The organism is Pseudofrankia asymbiotica (assembly GCF_001983105.1).
In the GTDB taxonomy this organism is placed as follows: Bacteria; Actinomycetota; Actinomycetes; order Frankiales; family Frankiaceae; genus Pseudofrankia; species Pseudofrankia asymbiotica.
Map to the genome: position 1 here is coordinate 1 of NZ_MOMC01000070.1, position 26843 is coordinate 26843.

General features: G+C 73.4%; 23 protein-coding genes. 14 read left to right on the top strand and 9 right to left on the bottom strand.

The features are described 5' to 3' along the window. Positions 1-501, top strand: a 501-nt coding sequence (locus BL253_RS39720) for a transposase (protein ID WP_158230451.1), incomplete at its 5' end; no start/stop codon positions are given. Between the two features lie 40 nt (positions 502-541). After that, complete coding sequence (locus BL253_RS30310) at positions 542-1660, top strand: MFS transporter (RefSeq protein ID WP_198946460.1); 1119 nt, start codon at positions 542-544, stop codon at positions 1658-1660. Here BL253_RS30310 and BL253_RS30315 read toward each other — a convergent pair. Then, entirely contained in the window at positions 1607-2680 is a 1074-nt protein-coding gene (locus BL253_RS30315) for an AraC family transcriptional regulator (protein WP_081438844.1), read from the bottom strand. The two genes, BL253_RS30310 and BL253_RS30315, sit on opposite strands and share 54 nt — an antisense overlap. Before the next feature lie 105 nt (positions 2681-2785). Between BL253_RS30315 and BL253_RS30320 the strand changes: the two genes are divergently transcribed. After that, on the top strand, positions 2786-4048 hold the full coding sequence (locus BL253_RS30320) for an amidohydrolase family protein (protein WP_076820736.1): 1263 nt from the start codon (positions 2786-2788) through the stop codon (positions 4046-4048). A gap of 58 nt (positions 4049-4106) precedes the next feature. Here the strand turns inward: BL253_RS30320 and BL253_RS30325 are convergent, their stop codons facing one another. Together BL253_RS30325 and BL253_RS30330 are read right to left on the bottom strand one after the other, a co-directional pair. Next, entirely contained in the window at positions 4107-5168 is a 1062-nt protein-coding gene (locus tag BL253_RS30325) for an SDR family NAD(P)-dependent oxidoreductase (RefSeq protein WP_241835280.1), read from the bottom strand. Between the two features lie 229 nt (positions 5169-5397). Beyond that, positions 5398-6369 carry a methyltransferase domain-containing protein gene (locus BL253_RS30330; RefSeq protein ID WP_241835281.1) on the bottom strand — a complete coding sequence of 324 codons (972 nt, stop codon included), beginning with the start codon at positions 6367-6369 and terminating at the stop codon, positions 5398-5400. 567 nt (positions 6370-6936) lie between these two features. Here BL253_RS30330 and BL253_RS30335 point away from each other — a divergent pair. From BL253_RS30335 to BL253_RS30355, 5 genes are all read left to right on the top strand, one after another. Then, positions 6937-7593, top strand: a complete 657-nt coding sequence (locus BL253_RS30335) for an ABC transporter ATP-binding protein (protein WP_241835282.1) — start codon at positions 6937-6939, stop codon at positions 7591-7593. Continuing rightward, positions 7590-8312, top strand: coding sequence for an ABC transporter permease (locus BL253_RS30340; protein ID WP_076820738.1), 723 nt, complete (start codon positions 7590-7592; stop codon positions 8310-8312). Before BL253_RS30335 ends, BL253_RS30340 begins: the two co-directional genes overlap by 4 nt. A 191-nt stretch (positions 8313-8503) precedes the next feature. Beyond that, positions 8504-9628 (top strand): sensor histidine kinase, encoded by a 1125-nt coding sequence (locus tag BL253_RS30345; protein WP_241835283.1) that lies wholly within the window; start codon positions 8504-8506, stop codon positions 9626-9628. Between the two features lie 140 nt (positions 9629-9768). Further along, positions 9769-10437: a response regulator gene (locus tag BL253_RS30350; protein WP_076820740.1), complete on the top strand. Its 669-nt coding sequence runs from the start codon at positions 9769-9771 to the stop codon at positions 10435-10437. Positions 10438-10687: 250 nt separating this feature from the next. Beyond that, entirely contained in the window at positions 10688-11137 is a 450-nt protein-coding gene (locus tag BL253_RS30355; RefSeq protein ID WP_076820741.1) for a peroxiredoxin, read from the top strand. 249 nt (positions 11138-11386) lie between these two features. Here BL253_RS30355 and BL253_RS30360 read toward each other — a convergent pair whose 3' ends face one another. Beyond that, the gene (locus BL253_RS30360) at positions 11387-11737 is read right to left on the bottom strand and encodes a hypothetical protein (RefSeq protein ID WP_076820742.1); all 351 of its coding nucleotides are present in this window, start codon (positions 11735-11737) and stop codon (positions 11387-11389) included. An 85-nt stretch (positions 11738-11822) separates the two neighbouring features. After that, entirely contained in the window at positions 11823-12302 is a 480-nt protein-coding gene (locus BL253_RS40620; RefSeq protein ID WP_198946461.1) for a Clp protease N-terminal domain-containing protein, read from the bottom strand. 923 nt (positions 12303-13225) lie between these two features. On the opposite strand from BL253_RS40620, the gene BL253_RS39725 reads away from it, so the two are divergent. Then, the gene (locus tag BL253_RS39725) at positions 13226-15046 is read left to right on the top strand and encodes an HNH endonuclease (protein WP_081438846.1); all 1821 of its coding nucleotides are present in this window, start codon (positions 13226-13228) and stop codon (positions 15044-15046) included. A gap of 348 nt (positions 15047-15394) precedes the next feature. Here the strand turns inward: BL253_RS39725 and BL253_RS30385 are convergent, their stop codons facing one another. Further along, on the bottom strand, positions 15395-16027 hold the full coding sequence (locus BL253_RS30385) for a DJ-1/PfpI family protein (protein ID WP_076820745.1): 633 nt from the start codon (positions 16025-16027) through the stop codon (positions 15395-15397). 557 nt (positions 16028-16584) lie between these two features. Here BL253_RS30385 and BL253_RS30390 point away from each other — a divergent pair. Both BL253_RS30390 and BL253_RS30395 read left to right on the top strand, forming a co-directional pair. Continuing rightward, positions 16585-16893, top strand: coding sequence for a DUF1272 domain-containing protein (locus tag BL253_RS30390; protein WP_076820746.1), 309 nt, complete (start codon positions 16585-16587; stop codon positions 16891-16893). Positions 16894-17444: 551 nt separating this feature from the next. After that, a complete protein-coding gene (locus BL253_RS30395; protein WP_076820747.1) occupies positions 17445-18476 on the top strand; it encodes a serine/threonine-protein kinase in 1032 nt (343 codons plus the stop codon). A 94-nt stretch (positions 18477-18570) separates the two neighbouring features. Here BL253_RS30395 and BL253_RS30400 read toward each other — a convergent pair whose 3' ends face one another. Both BL253_RS30400 and BL253_RS30405 read right to left on the bottom strand, forming a co-directional pair. Continuing rightward, positions 18571-19338 carry an SDR family NAD(P)-dependent oxidoreductase gene (locus BL253_RS30400; protein ID WP_076820774.1) on the bottom strand — a complete coding sequence of 256 codons (768 nt, stop codon included), beginning with the start codon at positions 19336-19338 and terminating at the stop codon, positions 18571-18573. 10 nt (positions 19339-19348) lie between these two features. After that, positions 19349-20050, bottom strand: coding sequence for a MarR family winged helix-turn-helix transcriptional regulator (locus tag BL253_RS30405; protein WP_241835284.1), 702 nt, complete (start codon positions 20048-20050; stop codon positions 19349-19351). 358 nt (positions 20051-20408) lie between these two features. Here BL253_RS30405 and BL253_RS30410 point away from each other — a divergent pair, with 358 nt between their 5' ends. Continuing rightward, complete coding sequence (locus BL253_RS30410; RefSeq protein ID WP_076820748.1) at positions 20409-21998, top strand: MFS transporter; 1590 nt, start codon at positions 20409-20411, stop codon at positions 21996-21998. 56 nt (positions 21999-22054) lie between these two features. Here BL253_RS30410 and BL253_RS30415 read toward each other — a convergent pair whose 3' ends face one another. Continuing rightward, the gene (locus BL253_RS30415; protein ID WP_241835285.1) at positions 22055-23209 is read right to left on the bottom strand and encodes an oxygenase MpaB family protein; all 1155 of its coding nucleotides are present in this window, start codon (positions 23207-23209) and stop codon (positions 22055-22057) included. Between the two features lie 634 nt (positions 23210-23843). Between BL253_RS30415 and mptB the strand changes: the two genes are divergently transcribed. Next, on the top strand, positions 23844-25553 hold the full coding sequence (mptB, locus tag BL253_RS30420) for a polyprenol phosphomannose-dependent alpha 1,6 mannosyltransferase MptB (protein WP_198946462.1): 1710 nt from the start codon (positions 23844-23846) through the stop codon (positions 25551-25553). A gap of 38 nt (positions 25554-25591) precedes the next feature. Continuing rightward, positions 25592-26797 carry a galactose-1-phosphate uridylyltransferase gene (locus BL253_RS44900; RefSeq protein WP_076820749.1) on the top strand — a complete coding sequence of 402 codons (1206 nt, stop codon included), beginning with the start codon at positions 25592-25594 and terminating at the stop codon, positions 26795-26797. Positions 26798-26843 lie beyond the last annotated feature (46 nt).

A 26843-nucleotide genomic window follows, 5' to 3' on the forward strand; every position in this document is an offset into this window, starting at 1 on the left:
GTCCAGAAGTGGGCGGGCCGGCTCATCGACCTGCTCCGCGAGGCCAACCGGCTGGCCGTCGCCGCCCGCGCCACCGGCCAGGCCCGCCTCGACCAGCAGGTCATCGACAGACTGCGGGCCCGCTACGACGCCGACGTCAGGATCGGCGAGCTGACGAACATGTCCCGGCTCTGGCACGACGAGAAGAACCATCCCGGCCTGGTCCTGGCCCGCCGGCTCGCCGCGAAGGCCGACCAGGTCTGGCTGTTCTGCACCGACTTCAAGATCCCCTGGGTGAACAACGCCGCCGAGCAGGCGATCAGGCTCCCGAAACGCCACCAGACCGTCTCCGGCTACTGGCACACCCCGACGACGCTGGCCGGCTACCTCCGCGTGCGCTCCTACCTCGTCTCCGCCCGCGACCACGGCATCCGCGCCATCGACGCCATCCGCCTCGCCCTCGCCGGCAAACCCTGGCTACCCGTCCCCCCGACGGCCAGCGCCGAGGCCCTCACCACCTAAAGCAACATCAACACAGGGGTGCTGGAACCGCCACCCGTGAATGGACACGTTCTTCGGTGTCGGCGCGCTTCTCGGGCCGCTCCTGGCGGCCTGGCTGCTGACGTTCACCGGCTGGACGACGGCGATGCTGATCATCGCGGTCATCCTCGCGCCGACAGTCGCGGCCTGTGCCGTCGCTTTCCCGACTCGCGCCGCCGACCCGCTGCTGACGGCGTCACCGGCGCCGGCCGGGTCAGCGCCAGCCGGGCTGGCGGCGGATGGGCCAGCGCCGGCCGGGCCGACGGCGGGCCGATCAGCGGCGGGCGGGCCCACGGCGGGCGGGCCCACGGCGGGCGGGCCCACGGCGGGCGGGTCAGCGGCGGCCGGGCCCACGGCGGGCGACAGCCGGCCCGCCTCCGCCCTTCCCACGGTGCTGCGCCAGCCGGTGGTGCTGCTCGGCGCGGCCATGCTGGCCGTCTACGTCGGGCTGGAGATCGCCGTCGGCAACTGGGGCTACACCTACCTGGTCGAGGAACGGTCCGTCTCCGGTCTGCTGGCGGGCTACACGACCAGCGGGTACTGGCTCGGCCTCACCGCCGGCCGGTTCCTCATCACCCCGGTCACCGCCCGGCTGCGGCTGACCCAGACCGGCCTGATGTACGCGTGCATGGCCGGAACGGTGGTCGCGGGCGCGCTCGCGTGGGCGGCGCCGGGCACGGCGGGCCTGGCGAGCACCGCGTTCGTGCTGCTCGGGTTCTTCCTCGGCCCGATCTTCCCGACCACCATGGCGGTCTCCCCGCGCCTCACGTCGGAGCGTCTCGTGCCGACGGCGATCGGGGTGCTCACCGCGGGCGGGCTCGTCGGCGGCGCCCTGCTGCCGTGGCTCGCGGGCACGCTGCTACAGGTCGCGGGAGCCTGGACGTTGTTCCCGTTCGCCGTCCCGCTCGCGCTTGTCCAGCTGGCCCTGTGGTGGCGGGTCGCGCGCCGGATCGCCGCCGCCGGTGCCTCAGCGGCCGCCGCCGTGCCGCCGATCATGACCGCGCCGACGAGCCTTCCCGCGCCGACGACGCTCGCCGATGCGGCGACCGCGGTGGAGCAGGCGAGGGGGAGCGTCGCCGCCGCGGCGCTACCTCGCGATCAGCCCGGTCATGCGGCCACCGGCCAGGCTGGAGATCGCTAGCCGGGCGTGCGGATCCGCGTCCGTTCCGGTGGGCGTGGCTTCGGGGGCCCCGGCATGGCCGGGCGCGCCCGCGCGGGCGGCCGAGCCGGGCCCGCCGGCCGCCACGCGGCGGCGATAGGCCGACGGGGTCTCGCCGCAGCGCTGGGCGAACGCGCGGGCGAACGCGCTGACGTTGTCGAACCCGACAGCGAGCGACACGTCCAGCACCGACGGCCCCGGCTCGGCGAGCAGCGCCATCGCCCGCAGCAACCTGGCCTGCAGCAGGTAGCCGCGCCACGGCATGCTCAGCTCGGCGGCGAACTGCCGGCGCAGCGTCCGCTCGGACACCCCGATCGCGTGGCTGACCTCGGCCGCGGTGACCGTTTCGAGATGCTCGCGGGTGTAGGCCATCGCCGCGGCGACCACCGGGTCGGTCGACGTCGGCAGGCTCAGCGGCTCCTCGTGCTCGAGCGACTCGGCTACCAGGTGGGCGAGCGTCCGGAAGAACCCGTCGGAGATCTCGTGGGACTCCGGTCGCGCGATCGGCCAGCGCAGGGCGTAGAGCATCATCTCCCGGATCAGCGGGGAGACGGCGAGGATGCGGGCCCGGTCGCCGGGGTGCGGCACGATGCTCGGGTCGAACATCACCGACACCGTGCGCACCGCGGTGTTCATCGTCGCCTGGTGCTCCAGGCCCGCCGGGATCCAGGCGGCCTGCTGCGGGGGCAGGAGGTAGTGACCGGCGGCGGTCTCCACCTCGACGACGCCGGAGACGCCGTACTCGATCTGGTGCAGGTCGTGCGAGTGCCAGCCGGTGACCAGCCGCTCGCCGACGTACTGGTAGCCGCCCCCCAGCGCGGCCCCGCCCTGGCGCAGGTCGACGGTGCCGCGGTGGATCCGCCCCAGGTCGGTGGACGGCGGGGACGACGAGGACCGCGCCGGCGGTGCCTCGGTCGCCCACTTCGCGTCGACCGTCGGCGCCGGAGCCTGGTTCGTGGCCGTTTTGGTGGGATTCCTGGCCGAACATGCGGAGACGGACATGGTGGCGAAGCGTACAACTAGCAGGGGGCCGGACGCAGGCCGACGTTCCTGGCCACGTCCGACCGTTAGGCCCCGTCGCCCCGCGACAGAGGAGGTAAGTGCCAGATGAACATCGACGAGATGATCCTGGTCAGCATCGATGATCATGTGGTCGAGCCGCCGGACATGTTCGACGGCCGCGTGCCGGCGAAGTGGGTGGACCTCGCGCCGCAGGTCGTGAAGGGCGAGGACGGCATCGAGCGGTGGATCTACCGTGGCCGCCCGACCGGTGTCTCCGGCCTGAACGCCGTCGTCTCCTGGCCCGCCGAGGAGTGGAACAAGAACCCGGCGAGCTTCGCCGAGATGCGCCCCGGCGCCTACGACATCCATGACCGCGTCCGCGACATGGACCGCAACGGCATCCTCGCCTCGATGTGCTTCCCGACGTTCACGGGCTTCTCGGCCGGTCATCTCACCCACTACAAGGACGAGATCACCGTCGCGATGATCGAGGCCTACAACGACTGGCATGTCGACGGCTGGGCGGGCGCCTACCCGGGCCGGTTCATCCCGATCGCGCTGGTGCCGACCTGGGACCCCCAGCTGATGGTGAACGAGATCCACCGGGTCGCGGCCAGGGGCGTCAGGGCCGTGACCATGCCCGAGCAGCCGCACCTGGAGGGCCTGCCGAGCTACCACGACCTCGAGTACTGGGGCCCGGTGTTCAAGGCCATGTCCGACACCGGCCTGGTCTGGTGCCTGCACATCGGCCAGGGCTTCGGTGCCATCAAGGGCGCGCCGGACGCGCCGATCGACAACCTGATCATCCTGGCCTGCCAGATCTCGGCGCTGGCCGCGCAGGACGTCCTGTGGGGCCCGGCGATGCGTACCTACCCGGACCTGAAGTTCGCCTTCTCCGAGGGCGGCATCGGCTGGATCCCGTTCTACCTGGACCGCTGCGACCGGCACTACACCAACCAGCGCTGGCTGCGCCGGGACTTCGGCGGGAAGCTGCCGAGCGAGGTGTTCCGCGAGCACACGCTGGCCTGCTACGTCACCGACCCGACCACGCTCAAGCTGCGTCACGAGATCGGCATCGACAACATCGCCTGGGAGTGCGACTACCCGCACTCCGACTCGATCTGGCCCACCGCCCCCGAGTTCGTCCACGCGGAGCTCACCGGCGCCGGCGCCGACGACACGGACATCAACAAGATCACGTGGGAGAACGCCAGCCGCTTCTTCAACTGGGACCCGTTCGCGCAGATCCCCAAGGAGAAGGCCACAGTCGGCGCCCTGCGCGCCACCGCCACCGACGTGGAGACGGACGTCGTCCCCCGCGCCGAGTGGGCCCGTCGCTACGCGGAGAAGCACGCCGCGGCCGCGTAGCCAACCAGTCCGGATGACGAAGGGCCCGGGGGCGGGCCAGGAGCCCCCGGGCCCTTCGTCATCCGCGCAGAGCGCCCGCTGTGAGCGGTGCGGGCTCGCCGGCACGCTGCCGAACAGTGGCGAGAGCCGCGCTCACGGCCTCCAGCCGAGAGGCCTCCAGTCGGGCGGCGTCCACCCAGGCCGCTTCCAGCCGGGTGGCTTCCAGCCGGGTCGCGTCGCTCGGCGACGCGACCGCCGGCACGGTGGTGACCGAGACGGTGTCGAGCGGCGCTGCCTGGGGCGCCGGTGCGTGCAGCGGAGCCGCGTTCACCAGCTCGGCTGTGCGCCGCCACAGGGCACGCCGGAACCGGGCGTCGTACACGAGCGGGTTGGGCCGGGCCGGGCGGCGCTCGAAGTAGTAGGCGCCGTCGATGAGCCGCGCGCCGTCGACGGTGGCGAGCCACACCAGCGTGTCGGCGGCCTGCTCGGGCGAGCGCAGGAACGCGCGGAGCGGGGAGCGCATGAACGTGCGCACGAACATCGGGCCCTCGGCCCCGAAGTTCGTGCGCACGATGCCCGGGTGAAACGACACAGCCCGGACCGCGCCGACTTGGGCGGCGATCTCGGCGGCGCACGCGATGTTCGCGAGCTTTGACGCGGCATAGGCGTCAAGCGCGCGGTATCGGCGGCCGTTGCTCAGCCGCTCGGGGTCGAAACGGGCGAGCCTGCTGCTGCTCATCAGGCTCGCCGTGACGACCACCCGGCCATCCCACTCGGCCAGGCGCGGGGCGAGCAGCTGGGTCAGGAGGAACGGCGCGAGGTGGTTGACCTGCAGCGTCCACTCGTTGCCGTCCTCGGTGACCGCGCGCCGCGCGCCGCTCATCATCCCGGCGTTGTTCACCAGGAYGTCGATGCGCGGCAGGTCGGCCAGCAGCCGCCGGCCCAGCTCGCGCACCTGCGCGAACGAGGAGAAATCCGCGGTGTAGGCCGCCGCCCCGAGCTCGGCGGCGAGACGTTCGGTGTCCGCCCGCTCGAGTCCGACCAGTGCCAGCCGGTGCCCCTGCCGCGCCAGCTCGCGCGCCGCCGCCGCACCGATGCCACCGTTCGCCCCTGTGATCACGATGACCTTCTGCTGCTCCACAACGCCGACCGTAAGGCGTTGTCTGCTGCCCGGAGTCGCATTGTCACCATGCTGATATCGACGTGTCGACCGGCTGGGAACCACTACCGACGGCTTCATGCCGTTCCCGCGTCGTCGCGCCGGCCGGCGCCATGTACCAGTTCGAGGCTTCGGGCACCAGCCTCGGGCACCATGACCCGGGCCAATCGGCCACTGGGCCGCCGTCGCGGCCGCTGGCGCGGCCTACCGGTCAGGGCTGGCGGCGGTGGACCAGGTGGACCAGACGCGCCACCTGCCGGTATGGGTCGAGCGTGCCCGCGACCCACTCGGCCTGGACGATGTCGTCGAGGTCGGCGGTGGGAGGCTCGTCGGCCAGATGGTCGGTGAAGGTCCGGATCCCGTACCAGGCGAGCGGTTCGGCTCCCTCGGCGACCAGCACGGACCTGATGAGGGAGGGGTCGTCGGCGCTGTTGGCCGGAGCCGGGCCGAGGACGACGGGCTCGGGCGGCAGGGCTCCGTTCCCCGCGCCGTCGCCGTTCTCGGCCAGCTGGGTGAGCACGTCGCGCCAGCGGCCCTGCAGCCCGGCGCGCAGCGCGAGGCCGGGCCCGTTCTTGCCGACGATCGAGATGGTGCCGCCGGGGCGGGTCAGACGCACGAGGGCGCGAAGGAGCGCCTCCGTCTCGGGGACGAACATGATGACGCCGTGGCAGAGGGTGGCGTCAAAGCCGGTGCCCACCCGGTCGGCCACCTCGAACGCGCCGCACTGGACGAGCCGGATCCGGTCCCGGATCTCCTTGGGCGCGGTGGCGAACGCCCGCGTGGCCTCGTCCACCATGCGCTCGTCCGGTTCGCAGATCGTCACGTCATAGCCGAGCCTGGCCAGTGCGAGCGCCTGGACGCCGGTCCCGCCGCCGACGTCGACGATCCGGGCGGGCGCGGCCGGCAGGTGTTCGCGCAGCGCCCTGGTGACGAGACGTTGCCGCACGACACCCCGCAGCGTCGCCGTGTGGGCGACGTAGTCGTAGTCGGGAACGCCGTCGATCATCGCGAGAAGCTGGCCGTCGTCGCGTCCGCCGGCGGGCCCGCGGCCCGGTCCGCCTCCGCTCTGGCCCTGGTCGAGATCCTGGTCCGCGGCGATGTCGGCTGTGTCGGCTCTGTCGGCTGTGGCATCGACGCCGGCCGCGCCGGCCGGGCCGGCCGCGGCCCCAGTCCGAGCGCTCACCTGGGGGCGGGCCGGGACCCGGCCGGCGACGGGTGCCAGGCGGGCCGGGCCGGCGCTGGCAGGACCACGGCGAGGTTCCTCGAGAGGTGTCTGGTCCGGCCGGGTCCGACCATCGTCCAGGTGTCGCCGCATTGGGCTGTGCTCCTTTTGTTGTCCGCGTCGTCCCGCGGGAATTCGTTTACCTTCTCTTCTCCTATCCTCGGGCCGCCAATCCCGCAAACCACCACAGCTGTGTAGATTCGGACAGCTTGGGCGAGGTGAGAACGGTTCGCCCCGGCGGCGCCTGGCCGGCGAGCTGTCTCCGTCCCTGGGCGGATGGGTGCCCGTCCGGCCTCCGACCACGGTCGAGTCCCGAGATCGGTCCGCGTGCCGATGACCGCGAGATCGGCCGACCGGATTCTTCCGGGCATGGGAATTTCACGAACGGCGGATGGGGCCGCGGCCACCTCCGCCACCGGAGCCACGGCCGCCACGGGGGCAACGGGGGCAACGGGGGCAACGGTCGCCACGGGGGCCGACATCGCGATCGCCGCGGAAGGGCTGACGAAACGCTATGGCGGGCGGGCCGTGATCGAGAATGCGTCCTTCAGCGTGCGGGGCGGCGCTATCACCGGCTTTTTCGGACCCAACGGTGCCGGCAAGACCACGGTGCTCAAGGTCATCAGCGGACTGGCCACAGCGAGCTCTGGGCGCGTGCTGCTGCACGRCCGAGCCGGCGGCCGGACCCGGGACGCACGCACGCTGGGGGTCCTCATCGAGCCCTGTGGCGCCCATCCGGGCCGTACGGCGCGCGCGCACCTGCGCTCACTGGCGGTCATGGCCGGGCTGCCCCGGACGCGGGTGCCCGAGGTGCTGGCGCTGGTCGGCCTCGATGCGGACGCGGGCCGCAGGGTCGGGAGGTACTCGCTCGGGATGCGGCAGCGGCTCGGGCTCGCGGCGGCACTGCTGGCCGACCCGGACATCCTCGTGCTGGACGAGCCGACGAACGGGCTGGACCCGCGAGGGATCCGGTGGCTGCGGACCCTGCTGCGGGAGCGGGCGGACGCGGGCCGCACCGTCCTGCTGTCGAGTCACTCGCTGACCGAGGCCGAGCGGATGGTCGACGACGTCATCGTCATCCACCGGGGACGGGTCGCGCACCAGAGCCCGATCGCCTCCCTCACGGCGCGCGGATCCTCGCTCGAGGACATCTTCCTTAACCTGACGGGAGGGCGGGACGCGTGAGCCGGCTGATCCGCGGTGAGCTGATCAAGATCCTGAGCACGTGTACGGCGTCGGCGTTCGCGGCGGCCTCCGTCGCGCTGACGGCCGCCAACCTCGTGATCGTCGCACTCGCCTCGGGGACGCTCGACGAGGTGGGAGAGAAGGAGGAGACCCTCTCCGGCATGCCGATCCTGTTGCTCCTGCTCGGCGCGGTCGGCGCCGCCKGCGAGTACCGGCACCGCACCGCCGCCCCCGCGGCGCTCGCCTCCGGTGCCTCCCGTGCCCGACTGCTCCTCGGGCGGGCCGCGGCCTACGCGACCACCGGCCTGGTCGTCGGGCTGCTGATGGCGGCGGTGTCGCTCGGGGCGGGACTGCCGCTGCTGGCCCGGCAGCCCGGACCCGCGCTCGGCGCCGGCGAGGCGGCCGGGGTGGCGGCGGGCCTGGTGGCGTCCTCGGTGCTGGCGGTGCTGATCGGCGTGGCCGTCGGTGCGCTGGTCCGCAACCAGGCACTGGCCGCGGCCGGCGCGCTGGTTCTGACCTTCGTCGTGAACCCGATGATCGACGTCGTCCGGGAGGGCGGATCGGACTACACGCCGCTCGGCGCGGTCGCGGTCCTGACCCGGATGTCCCACGGCCCTGGCCGCGTCTCGCTGCTCGCGGCGGCGGTCGTCCTGGGAGCGTGGACGGCGGGCCTCCTGACCTTGGCCCTGGCCGGCGAGCGCCGCCGCGATCTGGCATGACCATCGAGAAGACGGGGCCGCGGCGGCGGCGGACCTGGTGGCCCTCGCGGCCCCGGCGGACTCGGTGGCCCCGGTGGCCCCGGCGGCCCCGGTGGGCGGCTCGGTGGCGGGACCGCGGGTGGGCCCGGGCGCGGGCGGCCGTCCTGGCGCCGCGCGACGCACGGGAGGACGGCCCCCGGGACCGGCGCGCGTTGGCGTTCGATCTTCTCGTCGCGGCGGTCGCCACGGTCGCCGAGCTCAGCCTCCTCCTCGACGACGACCACACCGCCCGGGTGTCGACGGTGCTGCTGGCGGTMTGCTCCGGCGGCGTGGTCACGGCGCGCCGCCGGGCACCGTGGCCGGTGCTCGTCGCGACGCTCGCCCTGGCCGGGACGCTGACGGTCACCGGGGACTCGCCCGGCGGGGTGCCCGTCCTGGTCGCGCTCTACTCGGTCGGCGAACGTGACGACTGGCGGCTCGGGCTCGTCGCGTTCGTGCCGACCGCGGTGCTGCTCGCGGTCTGGTCGATCGACTCGGTCCCGGTGACGGCGGGGGCGTTGGCGCTGGGTGTCTACGCGCGGACCCGCCGCCGCTACGTCCGGGCGCTCGAGGACCGCGCTCGCGACCTCCAGCGCGAGCGGGAACAGCTCGCCCGGATCGCGGTCCATGAGGAGCGGGCGTCGATCGCCCGCGAGCTGCACGACATCGTCGCCCATTCGGTGACCGTGATGCTGCTCGGCGTGCGCGGCGCCCGGGACGTGCTGCGCGCCTCCCCGGACCGGGCCGACGACACGCTGGCACGGGTCGAGACGAGCGGGGAACAGAGCCTCGCCGAGCTCCGCCGGATGCTGACCGTRCTGCGCGCCCCGGGGACGCCCGCCGACTCCCGCCCCGCCCCCTCGCTGGGGGATCTGGAAGGCCTCGTCGCCGAGTACCGCGCCGCCGGGATCGCCGCCKAGCTGGAGGTGACGGGAGAACGGCGGCCGCTGCCCGGGGGACTGGAGCTGTCCGCCTTCCGCATCGTCGAGGAGGCGCTGACCAACGCGGTGAAGCACGCGCATCCGAGCCAGGTCATGGTCGGGCTCGCCTATCGTGACCGAGGCATCGACATCGAGGTGGCCAACGACGGCACGGCCACCGGACCAGCGCGGGCCGCGGTCCCGGGCACCTCCGCGGACGCGCCCGGGACCGCCGGCCCTGCTGGGCACGGGCTCATCGGGATGCGGGAACGGACCGCGGTGCTGGGCGGCGAGCTGGAGTTCGGGCCTCGGCCGGGTGGCGGGTTTCGGGTCGCGGCCCGCCTCCCGGCCGGCGAGGGGCGAGACGACGGGCGATAGGCCCAGGCGTGCCTCGCGGCCGGCGGCGATGGCTCGCGCGAGGAGCGCGGAAACGAGAAGCGGGAACGAGGGCGGCGTCGAGATCCCTGGTCGAGAAGCGGTAACGAGAACCAGAGACGAGGACGGGAAAAGGGAATCGGATGAGTATCCGCCTGCTGATCGTGGACGACCAGGAGCTGATCCGCACCGGCCTGCGGCTGATTCTCGAGGCCCAGGACGGCTTCGAGGTGGTCGGCGAGGCGGCGGACGGCCAGGAGGCGCTCGCCCGCGCGCGGGAACTGCGGCCGGACGTCGTCCTGCTCGACATCCGCATGCCACGCATGGACGGTGTGGAGACCACCTCCCACCTGACCGCCGGCGGGTTTCTCCCACCGCCGCGCGTACTCATCCTGACCACCTTCGACCTGGACGAGTACGTGTTCGGCGCGCTGCGCGCGGGCGCGGCGGGCTTCCTGCTCAAGGACGCCTCCCGCGAGCGCCTGGTCGAGGCGATCCGTGTCCTGCACGCCGGTGACGCGCTGCTCTCGCCCGCCATCACCCGCCGGCTGGTCGAGACGTTCGCGGCGCGTACCCGGCCGCCGACGCCGCCCGGCCTGCTCGACGACCTGACGCCGCGCGAGCGCGAGGTCCTGGTACTGGTCGCCCGCGGGCTGTCGAACACCGAGATCGCCGGGCGTCTGGTCGTGACCGAGGCGACGGTGAAGAGCCACGTGGGCGCCATTCTCACCAAGCTCCATCTGCGCGACCGGGTCCAGGCCGTGGTCCTCGCCTACGAGAACGGCGTCGTCGTCGCGGGTGAACCCGCCTGAGGCGGATCGGGAACATCACCGGCACTTTGGTGCTTACCTGTTAGGCCGTGGGCTAACGGTCACGTCCCGCTGCCTGATTCGTGGGCGCGGGCGCCGTGCCGGGCCGCGCCGGCGCGTGGCGGGGACCGCATCTGGCGGTGGAGGATATCGACCGGTGGTTCGGGCTGGATTCGGCGACAGGCGCACAGATGTGGAGTGCGCGTCCCGCGGTCGGCGTCACCGGTCACATGATGAGAGGAACGGCCGGGAAATGAACGTCGGCGACCGCATCGAGGATCTGTCCGGAGTGGACGAGACGGGTGCGACCCTGCGCCTGTCCGACCTGTTGGCCAAGGGACCGCTGGTGGTCTTCTTCTACCCGGCGGCGATGACCTACGGATGCACCAAGGAGAGCTGTCACTTCCGTGACCTGGCCGACGAGTTCGCCGGCGTTGGCGCCGGCCTCGTCGGAATCAGCGCCGACGACATAGAGAAGCAGGCGGCCTTCAGCGCGAAGCATTCGTTCGGCTTCCCGCTCATCGCCGACACCGACCGGAAGATCGCTGAGGCGTTCGGCGTCCGCCGCAAGCGAGGCCCGAACAAGCGCGCCACCTTCGTCCTTAGCGCGGACGGGGTCGTGCTGGCGCGTATCGAGTCCGAGTTCGCCATGAACCGGCACGCCGACGAGGCGCTGGAGGCGCTCCGTTCGGCCGCGAAGTAACGAGCGCCCTGACCGCGCCCGGCGGCTCCACGAGCCGGGCCGTCGAGCCGGGCCGTCTGGGCGCGAGTGCCTCCGGCCCGGCTACGTACGCGGCTGACGCGTACGCGGCTGACGCGCACGGTTGATGCGTACGCGGTTGACGCGCATCCTGCCGGGCGCTACCAGCGGACAGCCAGCCTGCCGCCGGCTCTCGCTCAGCCGAGCCTCACCCCAGTCCCAGCCGACGGCCCTGGCCGACAGGAGCGAGGTTCACATCTGCTGGGAGCCGTCCGGGCGGGCTGGCGGGGGCGCGCCCATGGCCGTCGACCTCGGCCACGATTGGTCCCCTTCGTCTTCGTCGTGGGCGCGGTGCAGGTAGTCCTCGAAGGTTGGGCGTCGGTCTCTCCGGTGCCCCGAAAGGACCGCKCTCATCAGAGCGATGGGCGTGATCGCGAGCCTGAACGCCCGGCGGACCAGATGACGGGCCGCCGTGAGCAGTTCCCTGAGCGCCTGCCACGGATGAGCGAGGGTCACGACCGCCAGGACAAGGACCGTTCCGCCGCGGCTGACTCCCGCGAAGTCGTCGGCGTCGTCGCGCTCCTTCGCCCTGTCCCCGCTCACGGCATGAGACCAGAGGCGGTGGGTGGGCGACTGCCGTCGCGGGCCATGGAGTCCTCCGGAATGAGCGCGGTGCGCCGTGCGCCGTTCAGCTGCCTGGGAACGCATAGCTCGGGGCTGGCGCCGCGGGTGTGTCGATCCCGTGGAGCCGGAGATCCCGTAGAAGGTGCTCCGGCTCCACACTAAGAAAGCGCATGTGGGTGGAGAAGCCCATGCCGGCGGGGCTGTAGATCAACGCAAGCAGCCAGTGCTCGGGCCGAGGGCTGACCATGCCGTCCCTGACGCCCTGCGCGAGCGCGAAACCCTGAGCCCGGCYGACCACCTGCTGCCCATCCGGGTTCGGCCCRCTCGGGCCTCTGGCTGGGTCATATCGCCGCGCGGGGCCGGCCGGCACAGCCATGAAGGCCGACGCGGACAACGACGCGTACGTCACCCCGTGACGGCTCAACACCTCGGTCGCCACCGACGGCTCGGCCAGTAGCGCCAGGAGAATGTGCAGGCTGCCAACATGGTCGTGCTCACGCTGGATCGCCTCCTGGAACGCACGCCGGACAAGGGACAGTGCCATGAGATCCACCGCCTGACCACTGAGCTGACCTGATCCGCCGCCCGCGCTGGCCGCCGCGAGGCTGCCTCTCGGCGATCGGCACGCTAGGCGTCGCCCGACAGAACCGCAAGGATCCGGACCTGAGCTGTTGATTCCAGACCATGATGGAAATCCGGGCGAGTTGGTTGAGTAGCCCCTACACATGCCGACCCGTTCGGTCGGAGGAGCCCGTTGATCCTGCTTCACTGGTCCGCTCATGGCTCGCCGGCCCACCTTCCGGCCCGCGCATCTGCTGGCTGACACCGGACCGGTCGATGGCCGTGCCCCGCCTGGGTGTCTGTGGTGGTCCCGTGTCGCGTTCCGCGGAACGTGAAGATCTGCTGGCTGGGCTGCGTGGCTGGTGGCCGTGCGTGGCTCGTGGGTCCTGCTGGGTGTCCATGGTGGTCCCATGTCGCGTTCCGCGGAACGCGGAAGTCCACTGGTCGACCGCGTGACCGGTCAGTGTCCGTGCGTCGGCTGGGACTGCCGCACCTGGCCCCGCGGTCGGCTCCTGCCGCGTTCCACGGAACGTGAAGATCCGCCAGCACCGGATCGGATCCTGGAGCGGGAGGGCGAGTGGGCGAACCTTTCCGGTGGCGGCGGCAGGCGGCGCACGGCGGTGGCTGGCGCGAGGTGAACTCGGCCGGTGGCCGGTGGCCGGTGGCTGGTGGCCGGTGGCCGGTGGCCGGTGGCCGGTGGCTGGTGGCTGGTGGCCGGCGGCCGGTGGCCGGCGGACGACGGCAGCGGCAGGCGGCCGAGGCGGTCGGCGGTCGGTCGTCTGCCCGCGGTCTCGGCCCGTGGCCGGACCGCGGCAGTGGGGACGAGTTCTCGACGACAGGAATTGTCGGAGGTGAGTGAGAGCCTTGGGGTGAGGTTGATCCAGCCCTTGGACCTGGGGGATCTTGATGGCCACTCTCGCGATCGATCCGACGCACAGCCCGGCGATGTCCGGCCCGACGGCCTTTGACGCGGTGGCGGTCGACGCCGTGGCCATGGGTGACCCGATGGATGTGGAGTCGGCGCCGTTGGAGGCGCTGGAGCGGGAGATCTGCGGGTGGGCGGGGAGGATCGCGGCGGCTACCTGTCGGATGTTGCTGGTGCTGGCGGCGTTCGACCGGCGGGGCGGTTGGTCGGGGCTGGGGATGGGGTCGTGCGCGCACTGGTTGGCATGGCGATGCGGTCTGAGCGTGCGGACGGCGCAGGACCACATGGCGGTCGGGCACGCGCTGGCTGAGCTGCCGGCGGTGCGTGCGGCGTTCGCGGCGGGGCGGCTGTCGTACTCGAAGGTGCGGGCGGTGGCACGGGTCGCCGACGCGGATACGGAGTCGACCTGGCTGGCGCACGCTTTGCACTGCACAGCCGGGCAGGTGGAACGCCTGGCGTCGCGGTATCACCAGCTGACCGCCGACCCCTCGGCGCAGCGGGCGGCGCGGAAGGCGACGTGGAGCACCCGGTCGGATGGGCTGTTCCGGTTGTCGGCGGTGCTGACGGCCCAGGAGGGTGCCCGGCTCGCGGCGGCGATCGACGCGGCGCGGGCAAGCCTGGATGACGTCTCCCCGCCGGCCGAGGGCGAGGCGGCACCGGTCGACGGAGAGGTGGTCGCCGCGCACCGGGACCGTCGCGCCGACGCCGACGCCCTGGTGGTGCTGGCGGAGGGGTTCCTGCGCCGCCCGGCGCCCGGCCTGCTGGACCCGGCGCACACGCTCACCGTGCACATCGACACGGACACGCTGCTCGCCGCTGGCGGGGGCGACGCGCGCGACGGGGTGGCGTTGGAGCCGGAGCACCTGTCCGGCCAGGCTGGCACCAGGGTTCGCGGCGCGGGCGGCAGTTCGACGCCCGCGCCCGCGCCGGCGCCGATGGACCAGGCAGACCCTTCCGGCGACAGGGCTGGCGGCGTGGCCGCCGCCGGGCAGGAGGCCCGCAGACCGGGGACCGGCGGATCCGGAATCGGCGGATCCGGGACCGGCGAGTCAGCAGGCGGCGACGAACCCGGTGGCGTGTGCGGCACCGACGGGAGCGTTGGTTCGGATCGTGGGCGGGTGGATGAGGCGGGCCGAGGCAGCCTCGAGGCCATTGACGGCCCGGCCGACACCGGGCGGGCGGCGAAAGACACGGATCCGGTCAGTCGGCTGGCGCGCGGGTTGCTGCGCTGTGACGCCGGGCCCGGAGTCGGGCTGCCGCGTGCCGTGGTGTCACGGCTGGGCTGCGACGCGCTGCTGCGGGCGCTGGTGCACGACGGCGCGGCCGGCCCCTTGGCGCTGGGGCGGCGCCGGCGAATGCCGACCCGGCGGCTCCGGGAGGCGGTCTATGCCCGTGACCAGGGGACCTGCCGCTATCCAGGCTGCGCGCGCACCCGGTGGCTGCAGATCCACCACCTGCGCGAGTGGCTGGCCGACGAGGGCGAGACCGACCTGGAAAATCTGACTCTGGTCTGCACCCGGCATCATCAGTTGATCCACGACGAGGGGACCAAGCTGCGCCGGCGCGCCGATGGCACCATCGTCGCGGTTCTGCCCGACGGCTTCGTCCTCCTGCCTGCGCCCCGCCTCGATCCGGGCACCCGGCCCGCAGAGGCGCTCGCCGCCGCGGTCGGACACGTCTCGCCTGACGCGATCCACACCCGCGACGGCGGCCGGCTCAGCTGGGACGACTCCCTCTACATCCTCATGCGGCACCGCCACCCCCCGACCCGCCGCCCGCCGGCGGCAGAGCAGCGTGACTGACCGATCAGTCCGGCCACAGGCGGTGCTCAGGAATGGCTCGCCCAAGGCTCCGGCGCAGAGTTCGGAGGCTGACAGGCTGACACGGGGCGGCCCGGATCTGGGACCTGCTCGGGAGCCCACAGCGAGGTGCGAGCGCCCCAAGCTACGGCGTGGTCCCGGTCCGGTCCCAGGATCGCCGCGAAGGTCATTCACTAACCCTCGGCCGCCGAACGCGGCGGACCGCAAAGGCTGGCGGGCGGGCCGCAAGGCTGGCGGGCCGGGCGGGTACGGCTGCCTGGCGGGCTGGCGGAGTAGGCGTGGGAAAGGTGAGGACGGTGGTACCGAGGCGTCTCGCGTGGTTTTCGCTGGTCAGCGGAGACGGTCGTCCCGATCCCGAGGGCCGCTGCCGTGGGTTGTCACCGCCCGGGTGCGGCGGTACTCCATCCGATCGGCGATCGTGTCAGCGTATTGGGCGCCGAAGAAGCGTTCGACGAGCCAGAGAGCCAGATCGATGCCGCTGATGACGCCACCGGCGGTCACGAGATCGCCGTCGTCAACGACGCGGGCGTCGGTCACGGCGGCACCGTAGCCCGCCAGGTCCGCCACGGCGGCGTGGTGCGTAGCCGCCGGCCGGCCGCCGACAAGGCCGGCCGCCGCGAGGATGAGGGCGCCCGTGCAGACACCCGCCGTCACGGACGCCCGCTCGGCCGCGGCGCGCAGCGGCCCAAGCAGCTCGCCACCGCGGACCTCCGCCCAGGCTCCGGTCTCGCCTCGGGCGATCCAGTTCCCACCCGGGACCACCAGGACATCGCAGCCGGGCTCAAGGACGGCGTCCGGTCGGAATCGGAGTCCATAGCTTCCGACCACCTCGTTGACCGGTATGCGGGTCACGAGCCGGCTGGTCAGCTGGCAGTGCATGCRCTCGGCGTTGCGGAAGACCTCCAGCGGGCCGACAACGTCCAGTTCGTCGACGCCGTCGAACACGACGATGTCGACGCGCATCGGCTTGGCAGATGCTGATGGCGCTGAAGGTGCTGATGGGGTCGGTTGCGTTGCAGGCGGCATGTCTCCAGCGTCGCCGCCGGCCAGAGGGACAGCAGTCGGGATCGCGACGGTCTCCGGCGGAATTTCCATCGCCCCCGCGTCTCCCACACGTCCGCGTCTCCCACACGTCCGCGTCTCCCACACGTCCGCGTCTCCCACACGTCCGCGTCTCCCACGCCCCGCGTCTCCCACGCCCCGCGTCTCCCACGCCCCGCGTCTCCCGCGCCCCGCGCCCGGTGTCCCCGCGTCCTGCGCCCCCGCGTCGGCGCCCCGCCCTCTCGGGCCCGCGTCCGCTGGCGTGTGCGTATGAGGGTGGTTGACCAACTGGCGGCGGTGGTGACTGGCCGGTGCCGGTGCCGGTGCCGGTGCCGGTGGCACCGGCAGTGACACCGGCAGTGCCGGTAGCCGTGGAGTGCCGGTCGCAGGCGCACTCGTACGGCGGGGCGGGGGAGAGCCTCTGTGTCGGGTGGGCGGGCTGGACCTGGGAGCGGCACCGTGCCGGCGAGAATCGGCCCATGGCACTCGAGCTGCGCCCGAACTGCGAGTACTGCGACAAGGACCTGCCGGCGGGCGCTCAGGACGCGATGATCTGCAGCTACGAGTGCACCTTCTGCGTGGACTGCGTCGGCAGGCTGCGTGACGTATGCCCGAACTGCGGCGGTGGCTTCGCCCCGCGCCCGATCCGTCCGGTCGGCGAGTGGCGCCCCGGGCTGTCGCTGGCCACACGTCCGGCATCGACGGCCAGGGTCCATCTGTCGTACTCCGGCGAAGAGATCGCGGCGCTGTCCGACCGRCTCGCGCACATCCCTCCGGCGCGCCGCTAGCGCCGTCCTGGCACGCCGCGGCGTCCCAACACGCGGTGCTGCTGTTCCACGTTCCACGTCGCACCGTCCCGGCATGTTGCGCGTGCCGTGCCGTGCTGTGCCGGCACGTCGCACGTCGCACGTCGCACGTCGCACGTCGCACGTCGCACGTCGCACGTCGCACGTCGGTCGTCGTGCCGTCCCGGCGCGTCGCGCGTCCGCGTCGCGCGTGGTGCGTGGTGCGTGTCGGGCGACACGACATGCGCCGTGCGGCGCATGTCGTGTCGCCCGACACGCTGACCGCCGCCGACCTGTCGTCGTGGTCGTGGGTGCGGCGACGTCACAACCGCCGGACACGTTCGTGGTGATCATGCGTGGTCGCCGGGGGTGGGGGTGGCGTTGGCCGGGATTGGGATGTGCCGGTAGGTAGCGGGCGGCGGTGGGGTGACGGCGGCGAAGTCCGGGAATCGTGGGCGCCTTTGGCACCCTTTTTGCGGCTTCGTCCGGGGGTCCATGGCATGGTGGGGGGCGCAGATCGTTGGCATGACGGTCCGGCGGTCCGGTGGGCCGCGGTGGCGGAGGAGATGGTGGCGGAGCCGCTGCTACCGTCCGACCCGGAGGCGGTTGGCCGGTATCGGCTCGACGCGCGGCTTGGCGTCGGCGGGACGGGACGGGTCTATCTCGCCAGGTCGGCGTCCGGGAGACGCGTCGCGCTCAGGGTGCTCAATCAGGCCCTGCTGTCGAGCGACAACGCCCGCTGGCGGCTGGCCGGCGAGGTCCGGGCGCTCTACCGGGTCACGGGCCCGCGTGCCGCCCGGCTCGACAACGCGGACCTGCACGGCGACCCACCCTGGCTCGCGACCGAATACGTCCCGGGCCGCACGCTGGGTGAGCACGTGCTGCGCGAAGGCCCCCTGGACGGGCCGCTGACCGCCGCCCTCGGGGTCATGCTGGCGGACGCGCTGAGCGAGCTCCACGAGGCCGGATCGCTGCACCGTGACCTCAAGCCGCGCAACATCATCCTCGGTCCGGACGGGCCGAAGGCCGTCGACGCGGGGCTCGCCGTGCTGGCGGAGCCGTTCGGGCCGGCCTACCGGGCGCCCGAGCAGGTGGCCGGCCGGGACGACACGACGGCGGCCGACGTCTATGCGCTGGGCGCGACGCTGGTGTACGCGGCCAGCGGGCACATCCTCTACCCGGACCGGGCCGCGTCCTCACTGCTCGCGGCCATCGTCGACCCCTACAAACCGCCGAACCTGTCCGGCGTCCCGGAGGAGCTGGTCAAGGCGCTGGCGGCGATGATCGCCGCCGACCCGGACGCGCGGCCGAGCGTCGACGACCTGCGCCGCCGGCTCGTCCGCCTCGCCGGCGGGCAGGAGGCCGTCGACGACCTGACGCTCAGGCTGGTCGAGGAGGGCTACCCCGATCCCGACGACCGCGAGCTCGACGACCTCGACCCTGATGGTGCTGGCCCCGGACCCGACGGCGACGCCGACGCGGCTGGCTACGACGAGCCGGTGCCGTTCGACTCCGAGACGACGAGGGACATCGGCCCACCGGTCGATCCCCCGAGCCGCCACTCGATTCCCCGGGCCACCACCTGATCCGCCAGGCCCGAGCCGCCACCTGATCCGCTGGGCCCGGGCCATCACATGATCAGCTGGCCCACCCACGCTTTCCCCGCCGGGCGGGGGCGCGTCAGGGACCGGGCTGGTTGGTGGGGCGGATGAGGATCTCGTTGATCGCGACGCGGCGTGGGCTGGTGACGATGTAGGAGATCGCGTCGGCGATGTCCTGGGCGTGCAGCATCTCGACGTTCGCGAACCGCTGCCGGGCAGTCTCGCGGATCTCTGGGCGCAGGTGGTCGGTGAGCTCGGTCCCGACGGCGCCCGGCTCGACGACCGACACCCGCACGTGCCGTTCGGTGACCTCCTGGCGCAGCGCCTCGGTGAACGCGTTGACGCCGTGTTTGGTGAGGTTGTAGACGCCCGAGAACGCCGTCGCCCGGCGGCCGGCGACGGAGCTGATGTTGACCAGGTCCGCGACCCGCCGCGGCTCGCTCCCGGCCGCCTCGATCAGGTGCGGCAGCGCGGCGTGGGCGACGTAGAGCAGGCCCTGCACGTTCAGCTGGACCATCCGGTCCCACTCCTCGACGGGCGCGCCGACGGCGGGGCCGAGCAGCATCACGCCGGCGTTGTTGACCACCGTGTCGAGCCGGCCCAGCCCGGCGACCGTCCGCTCGACGGCGGCGATCGCCTGGGCCTGGTCGGTGACGTCGGTCTCCAGCGCGAGCGCGCGACCGCCAGCGTCGGTGATCTCGGCGGCGAGGGTGTCCAGCCGGTCCCGGCGGCGGGCGACGAGTGCCACGGCCGCTCCCTGGCGGGCGAGCTCGCGCGCCGCCGCCTCGCCGATGCCGCTGCTCGCGCCGGTCACCAGCGCCACCGTGCCGTCCAGCCGCTCCGCCATCGTCCGCACTCTAGGGGAGCGCGCGCAGCAGCGTGCGCAGGGCCTCGTCGAGGCCCCGGCGCTGGTCGGGGGAGAGGACCGTGGTGAAACGGCTGACGATCTGGGCGTGCTCGGTGACCGCCGCGTCGATGACGCCCCGGCCCCGGTCGGTGAGCCGGACCCGGAAGCTGCGCCGGTCGGCCGGATCCAACGTTCGCTCGATCAGGCCAGCCGCTTCCAGCCGGTCGAGCCGGTTGGTCATGCCGGCGCGCGACATCATCAGCAGCGCCGACAGCTGCGACGGGATGAGCGTGCAYGGCGGCCCGGACTGACGCAACGTCGCGAGCACGTCGAACTCGCCGGCGGTCAGGCCGTGTCGCCGGATGACCTGCTCGGCGCCCGTCGCGAAGTTCTTGGCCAGCCACTTCATCCGGGCGAAGCAGCCCAGGGTGACGAGAGTCTCATCGTCAAGGTCGGGGCGCTCTCGACGCCAGCCTTCGATGAACTCGTCGACCTGGTCCGGTCCAACCTCCGGGGCCGCGCCCTCCGGCGTGACGCAGAACTCCGTCACATCGGCCGGCTCGGTCGCGTCATACCGAGTGGCGACCGGGTCGGGAGGGCTGGTCTCGGCGCACGTGTCCGGGACGTCGTCGGCGAGGAGGACGTCGTCGGTGCGCGTGCCCGCGTTGACGCCGTGGGTGCGGGCTTTCATGACGTGAGTGTAGTTGATCACGATAGTTTGATGCCAGCTCTGTTCGATGCCGTACTATCTGGAAGTGAACTACCGCCCGCCTGACCCGCCGGCGGCCCCTGACCCGGCGTCCGCTCCCGATCAGCCCCAACCACCGACGTCCACGGCGGCATTCCAGACCCTGCGCCTCCCGCCGAACGGCCGGCCCACCAGCCGGCCGGAGGCGGCGCGTTCACGGGGGCGCCGCGGCCGTGCGCCCTCGCCCGAGACGGTCCCAGCCCAGGGCCGCGACCCCGGACGAGGCGCCCAGGCCCGCGCGAGACCCTCGCCCCTGGCCGAGAAGACGCGACGATGCTCTCCCTCGCGGCTCCGGAGCCTCCCCAGAAGACACGGAGACACAGTGACCACAACCACCGACGTCACACCCTCGGGTGACGGTGGCGACCAGAGGGCCACCGCGCCGGTGATCCCGGCCCAGCCCGCGGCGCCGGCCGCGGCGGTCACCGCCGCCTCGTCCGCCGCCGAGGCATCGGCCCACGGGGCGGCCGGCGAACCCGACCCGCGCCGCTGGATCGCGCTCGCCGTCATCGCCGTCGCCCAGCTCATGGTCGTGCTCGACGGCTCGATCGTGACGCTCGCGCTCCCGCACGCGCAGTCCGCGCTGCACATCTCCACCGCCAACCGGCAGTGGGTGATGACCGCCTACTCGCTCGCCTTCGGCGGCCTGCTGCTGCTCGGCGGGCGGATCGCCGACTTCGCCGGGCGCAAGCGGGCCTTCATCTGGGGCCTGTTCGGCTTCGCCGCCGCGTCCGCGCTGGGCGGGTTCGCCCCGAACGCGGCGATGCTGTTCGCCGCCCGCGCCCTGCAGGGCGCCTTCGCGGCGGTGCTCGCGCCGGCCGCGCTCTCGCTCATCACCGTGACGTTCACCGACGGCAAGGAGCGCGCCCGCGCGTTCGGCGTCTACGGCGGCATCTCGGGCGGTGGCGCCGCGATCGGCCTGATCGTCGGCGGTCTGCTCACCGAGTACACCTCGTGGCGCTGGTGCCTGTTCGTCAACGTCCCGATCGCCGTGGTCACGGCCGTCGCCGCGATCTCGGTCGTGCGCGAGAGCCGCKCCGAGGGCAAGCCGAGCTACGACATCCCGGGCGCGGCGACGATCACCCTCGGTTTGGTCGCGCTGGTGTACGGGTTCACCAAGGCGGCCGACGACGGCTGGGGCTCGGCGGTGACCGTCTCGCTGCTGGCCGCGGCGGTGGTGCTCATGGTGGCGTTCGTCCTGATCGAGCTGCGTACGGCGAAGCCCCTGCTGCCGATGCGGGTCGTGCTCGAGCGCAACCGTGGCGGCTCGTTCCTCGCGTCGCTGTTCTTCGGCGCGGCGCTGCTGGCGATGTTCCTGTTCATGACGTTCTACTTCCAGCAGACGCTCGGCTACAGCGCGCTTCGCAGCGGGTTCGCCTTCCTGCCGTTCAGCGGTGGGATCATCTTCGGGGCGGCCGTCGCGAGCCAGCTGCTGCCGCGCGTCGGCCCGAAGTCGCCCATGGTCGTGGGCGGTGTGATGGCGGTGGTCGGCCTGCTGCTGCTCACCCAGGTCGGGCTGCACACCGGCTACGCCTCGCACGTCCTGCCGGCGGAGCTCCTGATCAGCCTCGGCATGGGCATGGCGTTCGTCCCGATGTCGAGCCTGTCGCTGATCGGCGTGTCGGACCACGACGCCGGCGTCGCGAGCGCCCTGGTCAACACGACCCAGCAGGTCGGTGGCTCGCTCGGCATCGCGCTGCTCAACACCGTCTACGCGACCGTCGTGACGAACTACCTGGGCAGTCACGGCATCGGCCCGGCCGCGCAGGCACAGTCCCAGATCGAGGGCTACACCACGGCCTTCCTCTGGAGCGCCGTGCTGATGGCGGCCGCGCTCATCACCGTCGTGATCCTGGTGAAGGCGCGGAAGTCGGACGTGGCCGCCGCCGGCGCCCCCGTCCACGTGGGCTGAGCGGCTCCGCGGCGTAGCTGAACGGCTACGCGGCGGACGGCCAGCGGCTGGGGCAGTCAGACCAGCCGCTGGCCAAGCCGGCGGCGCAGGCGCATGTCCAGGAGAAGCACGTTGTAAGGGAAGAGACGGGCGAACCGGGGGAGACGGCGCTGGACGGCGCCGAGCCGGCGCAGTGTCCGGTCGAACCGGGCCTGGTCGGCCGCCGACCAGGCCAGTCCCATCTCCTCGCGGAACCTGGGCGGCAGGAAACCGGTCGTCACGAACGTCACGAGGCGCCGCGGGCCGAGACTGAACGGCCAGCGCAGCCCGCGGCCGGTCACCAGGCCGTGCAGGTAGGCGTGGACGGCCGGGTCCATCGCGACCCGGCCGAGCGCCTCCTCCCAGTACAGGTCGAACGCGGCCCGGTCGGCGGGCCACATCGGCTGGCGCACCTGCAGGGTCGTGCCGAAGCGGGCGGCGTGCCGGTAGAACGCGTCCGCCGCCGGTGGCTCGATCGGGCCGTGCAGCCGGGTGTGGACGTCGACCGCGCCCCGGTACATGCAGGCCGCCACCCAGAGCTGCAGCTCCGGCCACAGCGCGTTGTAGCGGACGGAGCTGGCGGAGGTGGAGCGGACCTGCCGGTGCGCCCCGTTGACCGCGTCCCGGTAGCGGGCTCGCTCCTCGTCGCTGCCGAGCATGGAGACGGCGATGTAGGTCAGCGTGGTGCGAAGGCGCTTCACCGGGTGATGGGTCAGCCGCCCGCCGGTCACCCGGCTCTCCACCACGCCATGGCCGACGGGCGCCCAGCTCAGCTGCATGACGACGTTCGCGACGCCGGCGAGGAACGCGCCAAGGCCGTCGAGGTACTCACGTACGTCGAAACCGGCGGGATCGGGACCGGGTGTGCGGGGACCGGCCGCATCGGCATCGGCGTCGGCCGCGCCGGGACCGGCTGGGCCTGGGATGACCGCGTCGAGAGCGGGCGCGTCGGGGACGGCCGCGTCGGGGACGGCTGGGTCGGGGACGGCCGCGTCGGGGACGGCTGGGTCGGGGACGGCTGGGTCGGGGACGGCTGGGTCGAGAACGTCCACCGTGGGGCTCGCCGCGCCGGTGGCCGTGGCGGCGGTGAGTGCCGCGCCGGAGGCGGATGACGCGTCGCCGGGCGGGACGACGGCGGCGGGCGCCGCCCTGGGGGCCGGGATGTCCCCCGCGGCAGCCGGGGCCCTCGTCACGTGGCGTCTCCTTTCGCCCTGCGCCCAGACGGGCGCGTCGGCCGGTTCTCGACGTCCATCACCGAGGTTAGAGGAGGCGCTCGGCGCCGAGATCGCGCTCCGTGCCATCAGCTTCACCCAGGTGGCGAGATCCGCGCGATCCGTGGCCGGGCCGTGACCACGCGCTCGGGGCTCGGCGGCCAAGGTGACGGGTGTCACGTCGAGCGTGGCGGTGACCTCTCCAGTTCCGGTCTGTTCACTCCGGATCCGTTCCGCCGCCGTCTGGGCGTGCGGCGTGGCTGGCAGCGTTCACGTCGCGATGGGAGACACCAAGCCGGACAGGCAGACCAGAGGCCGCGACGTCCGTGACACGGCCAACGCCGGTGGAACCGGTGCCGGCGCTGGCACCGGCGTGCGGCCCGTCACCGACGATCCGCCGACCGGCTCCGGCGGCACGCCAGCCGTCACAGACAGGGCGTCGGCCGGCATCACACCGGCCGATAGCGCGCCGGCCGACAGCGCGCCGACCAGCGCGTCGACCGACAGCACGTCAGCCAGCACGTCGACCGACAGCGCGCGGGACGGTGGCGCGCGGCACGACGACGCGCCGACCGATGGGGGGCGGGGCGACAGGCCGAGCGGACGTGGGCCCCGGATGCGACACCTTGGCGCGCTCGTGCTCGCCGGGGCGGTCGGCGCCCTGGGCGCCACCCTCGTCGTCATCACCGGCGGGCGCCTCGCGCTCGGCCCCGTGGTACACCCGCCGACGGCCTGGTTCGGGCTGCTCGACCCGGTCGCGACCGACAAACCGTCGCTCCTGCCCGCGGTGCTGCTCGCCGGCGCCGCCCTGCTCGTCGGCGCCTGGTGGTGGGCGTGCCGACACAGCCAGCGCGGCGAGCTGTCCCTGCGCGGCGTCGCGGCGCTGATCTGCTGCTGGTCGGCCGCGCCCCTGGTCGGACCGCCGATCCTCAGCCTCGACGTCTACAGCTACGTGGCCCAGGGCGCGATGCTTTCCGCCGGGCTGGACCCTTATGCGGCCGGGCCCGCGCTGCTTGGCAGTCACCCGGCCGCGCTGGCCGCCGACCCGATCTGGCAGGACACCCCGTCGCCGTACGGCCCCGTGGGCCTGGGGCTCTTCCACGCGGTCACCGCGCTGACCGGTGGCCGGGTCGTCCGGTCGGTCATCCTGCTGCGGGTCGTGACCACCGTCGCGGTCGCGGCGCTGGCCTGGTGCCTGGTCCGCGCGGTGCCCGCACACCGCCGCCCGTGGGCGCTCGCCGCCGGGGTCGGCGGGCCGGTCGTGCTGCTGGAACTGCTCGGCGCCGTCCACCTCGAGGCGGTGATGATGGCGCTGGCCGCGGCCGGGCTGCTGGCCGCGCTGCGCGGGCGGGTCGGGCTCGGCCTCGCCCTGCTCACCGCGGCCGCCCTGACCAAGTGGCCCGCCGCCATGATCATGATCGTGCTGCTGGCCCGCCGCTGGGCCGATCTCGCGGTCGGCCCGGCCACGGAGCCGGAGCTGGAGCTGGAGCTGGAACCGGCGCCGAAGGCCGCGGACGGGTCATCGCCGGCCGCCCCCGTCAGGGCGCGGACGGCGACCGGGATCCTGGCCGGACGCGGGCGTGCCCTCGGTCGGCGGATCGCCGCGGCGATCACCTCCTCGGCGCCGGCGCGCTGGGCGCGCCGCGGCCGGACGGGCCGGCGCTGGGCTCTGCCCGGCCTTCCCGCGGGCGGGCCCGCGGCGCGGGTGCTCACGGCCGTGATCCGGGACCTCGCGGTGATCGGCGCCACGGCGACCGCGCTGTCGCTGCTGCTCGTGCCCGACGGGCTGGGCTGGGTGCGTGCCACGTCGACGCCGTCGCACGGGCTGAGTCTCTACTCGCCCGTGTCGGCGCTGGCCAACCTGCTCGCCATCGTGACCGACACACCGGGCCCCGCGCTGCCGGGCAGCGACCTGCTCGGCCTCGCCCGCGCCGCCGGGATGGCCGGGGCCGCGCTGCTGATCGGCTGGCTGCTCATCACGGTTCGCCGCCGGGACGTCCCGGCCACCTGCGGTCTCGCGCTGCTCAGTCTCGCCCTGCTCGGGCCGGTGCTCTACCCGTGGTACCTCGTCTGGGGCATGATCCCGCTGGTGATGGCCAAGGGTGTGCCGCGCCGCCGGGTGCTCATGGCCGTCGGGGCGGCCGGGGCGTTCCTGTCGGTGCCGCACCCCGAGGTGCTCTTCGTCAACGCGCCCGAGGTCACGTCCTGGTTCGCGCGGGAGGGCCCCGTCGTCCTGGTCATCCTGCTGGCGTGCGCGGGTGCCGGGCTGCTCGCCCGCCGCCGGCTGACCAGCGGCACCCGCGCGGAGGTCTACCGGTCGATGTGATCGGGCGGTCCCGGTACCGTCTAGCCCGTGACGACGGCGTGACAGCGGATGACGCGGCCGCGCCCGGCGCGACCCGGACGGCGGTGCGGCTGTCCGACGGCCGGGAGCTCATCTACTTCGACGACGAGCCGGGCCGCAGCCGTGGCGAACCCGACCGGCGTGGCCTCGCGCCGGTGGCCCGGCCGCCGTCCCAGCTGCGCCACGACCCGCTGACCGACGAGTGGGTGGTCATCGCCGCGCACCGCCAGGGGCGGACCCACCTGCCCGCGGTCGCCGACTGCCCGTTGTGCCCCAGTGGCCCGGCCAGGGAGACCGAGGTCCCCGAGGACTACGACGTCGCGGTCTTCGAGAACCGTTTCCCCGCCCTCGGCCTGCCAGCGGTCAGCCTGCCACCGGTCGACGCGCCCGTGGTCGGCGTGCCCGTGCCCGTGGCTGGTGCGCGGGCGGCCGGCCGGCCCGGCCCCGGTGAGGGCGGCCCGTCCGCGTCGGGGCGGCCCGGGCCCGGGGGCCGGGCCGGGCCGTTCGCCGGCCGGCCCGGCGCGGGGCGCTGCGAGGTCGTCTGCTTCACCGCCGACCACGACACCTCGTTCGCGGCGCTCACCGCGCGCCGCGCCGCGACGGTGCTCGCGGCCTGGACCGACCGCACCGCGGTGCTCGGCCGCCTGCCCGGCGTGGCGAGTGTGTTCGTCTTCGAGAACCGCGGCGAGGAGATCGGGGTGACGCTTGGTCACCCGCACGGCCAGATCTACGCCTATCCGTTCGTCCCAACGCCGCTTTCCACGATGATCCGTATTGCTCGTGGCCTCGGCCGCTGCCAGCACTGCGAGGCCGTCGCCGCCGAGGAGGCGGCCGGTGCCCGCACCGTCGCCTCGACGGACGCCTGGGTCGCGTTCGTGCCCTACGCCGCCCGCTGGCCGTTCGAGGTGTCGATCTACCCGCGCCGGCACGTGCCCGACCTGCCCGCGCTCGACGAGGGTGAGCGGGCCGAGTTCCCGTCGCTCTACCTGGACGTCCTGCGCCGCTTTGACCGGGTGCTCGGCGTGAAGATGCCCTACATCGCCGCCTGGGAGCAGGCCCCCGTCCGGGCCGGCCGCGGCTGGGCCCACCTGCGCCTGCGCGTGTTCTCCAACCGGCGCGCCCCGGACAGGCTCAAGTACCTCGCCGGCAGCGAGTCCGCGATGGGGGTCTACGTCAACGACATCGAGCCCGAGCGCGCCGCGGCCCTTTTGCGCGCCGCCGGCTAGGTCCGGCCGCGGCGGCGGGGTGCCCACAGGTGGGGGTGTGGATCGT

Coding starts and splice junctions, on each gene's coding strand:
- BL253_RS30310 (WP_198946460.1), top strand. CDS start 542: ATGGACACGTTCTTCGGTGTCGGCGCGCTTCTCGGGCCGCTCCTGGCG.
- BL253_RS30315 (WP_081438844.1), bottom strand. CDS start 2,680: ATGTCCGTCTCCGCATGTTCGGCCAGGAATCCCACCAAAACGGCCACG.
- BL253_RS30320 (WP_076820736.1), top strand. CDS start 2,786: ATGAACATCGACGAGATGATCCTGGTCAGCATCGATGATCATGTGGTC.
- BL253_RS30350 (WP_076820740.1), top strand. CDS start 9,769: ATGAGTATCCGCCTGCTGATCGTGGACGACCAGGAGCTGATCCGCACC.
- BL253_RS30355 (WP_076820741.1), top strand. CDS start 10,688: ATGAACGTCGGCGACCGCATCGAGGATCTGTCCGGAGTGGACGAGACG.
- BL253_RS39725 (WP_081438846.1), top strand. CDS start 13,226: ATGGCCACTCTCGCGATCGATCCGACGCACAGCCCGGCGATGTCCGGC.
- BL253_RS30400 (WP_076820774.1), bottom strand. CDS start 19,338: ATGGCGGAGCGGCTGGACGGCACGGTGGCGCTGGTGACCGGCGCGAGC.
- mptB (WP_198946462.1), top strand. CDS start 23,844: ATGCGACACCTTGGCGCGCTCGTGCTCGCCGGGGCGGTCGGCGCCCTG.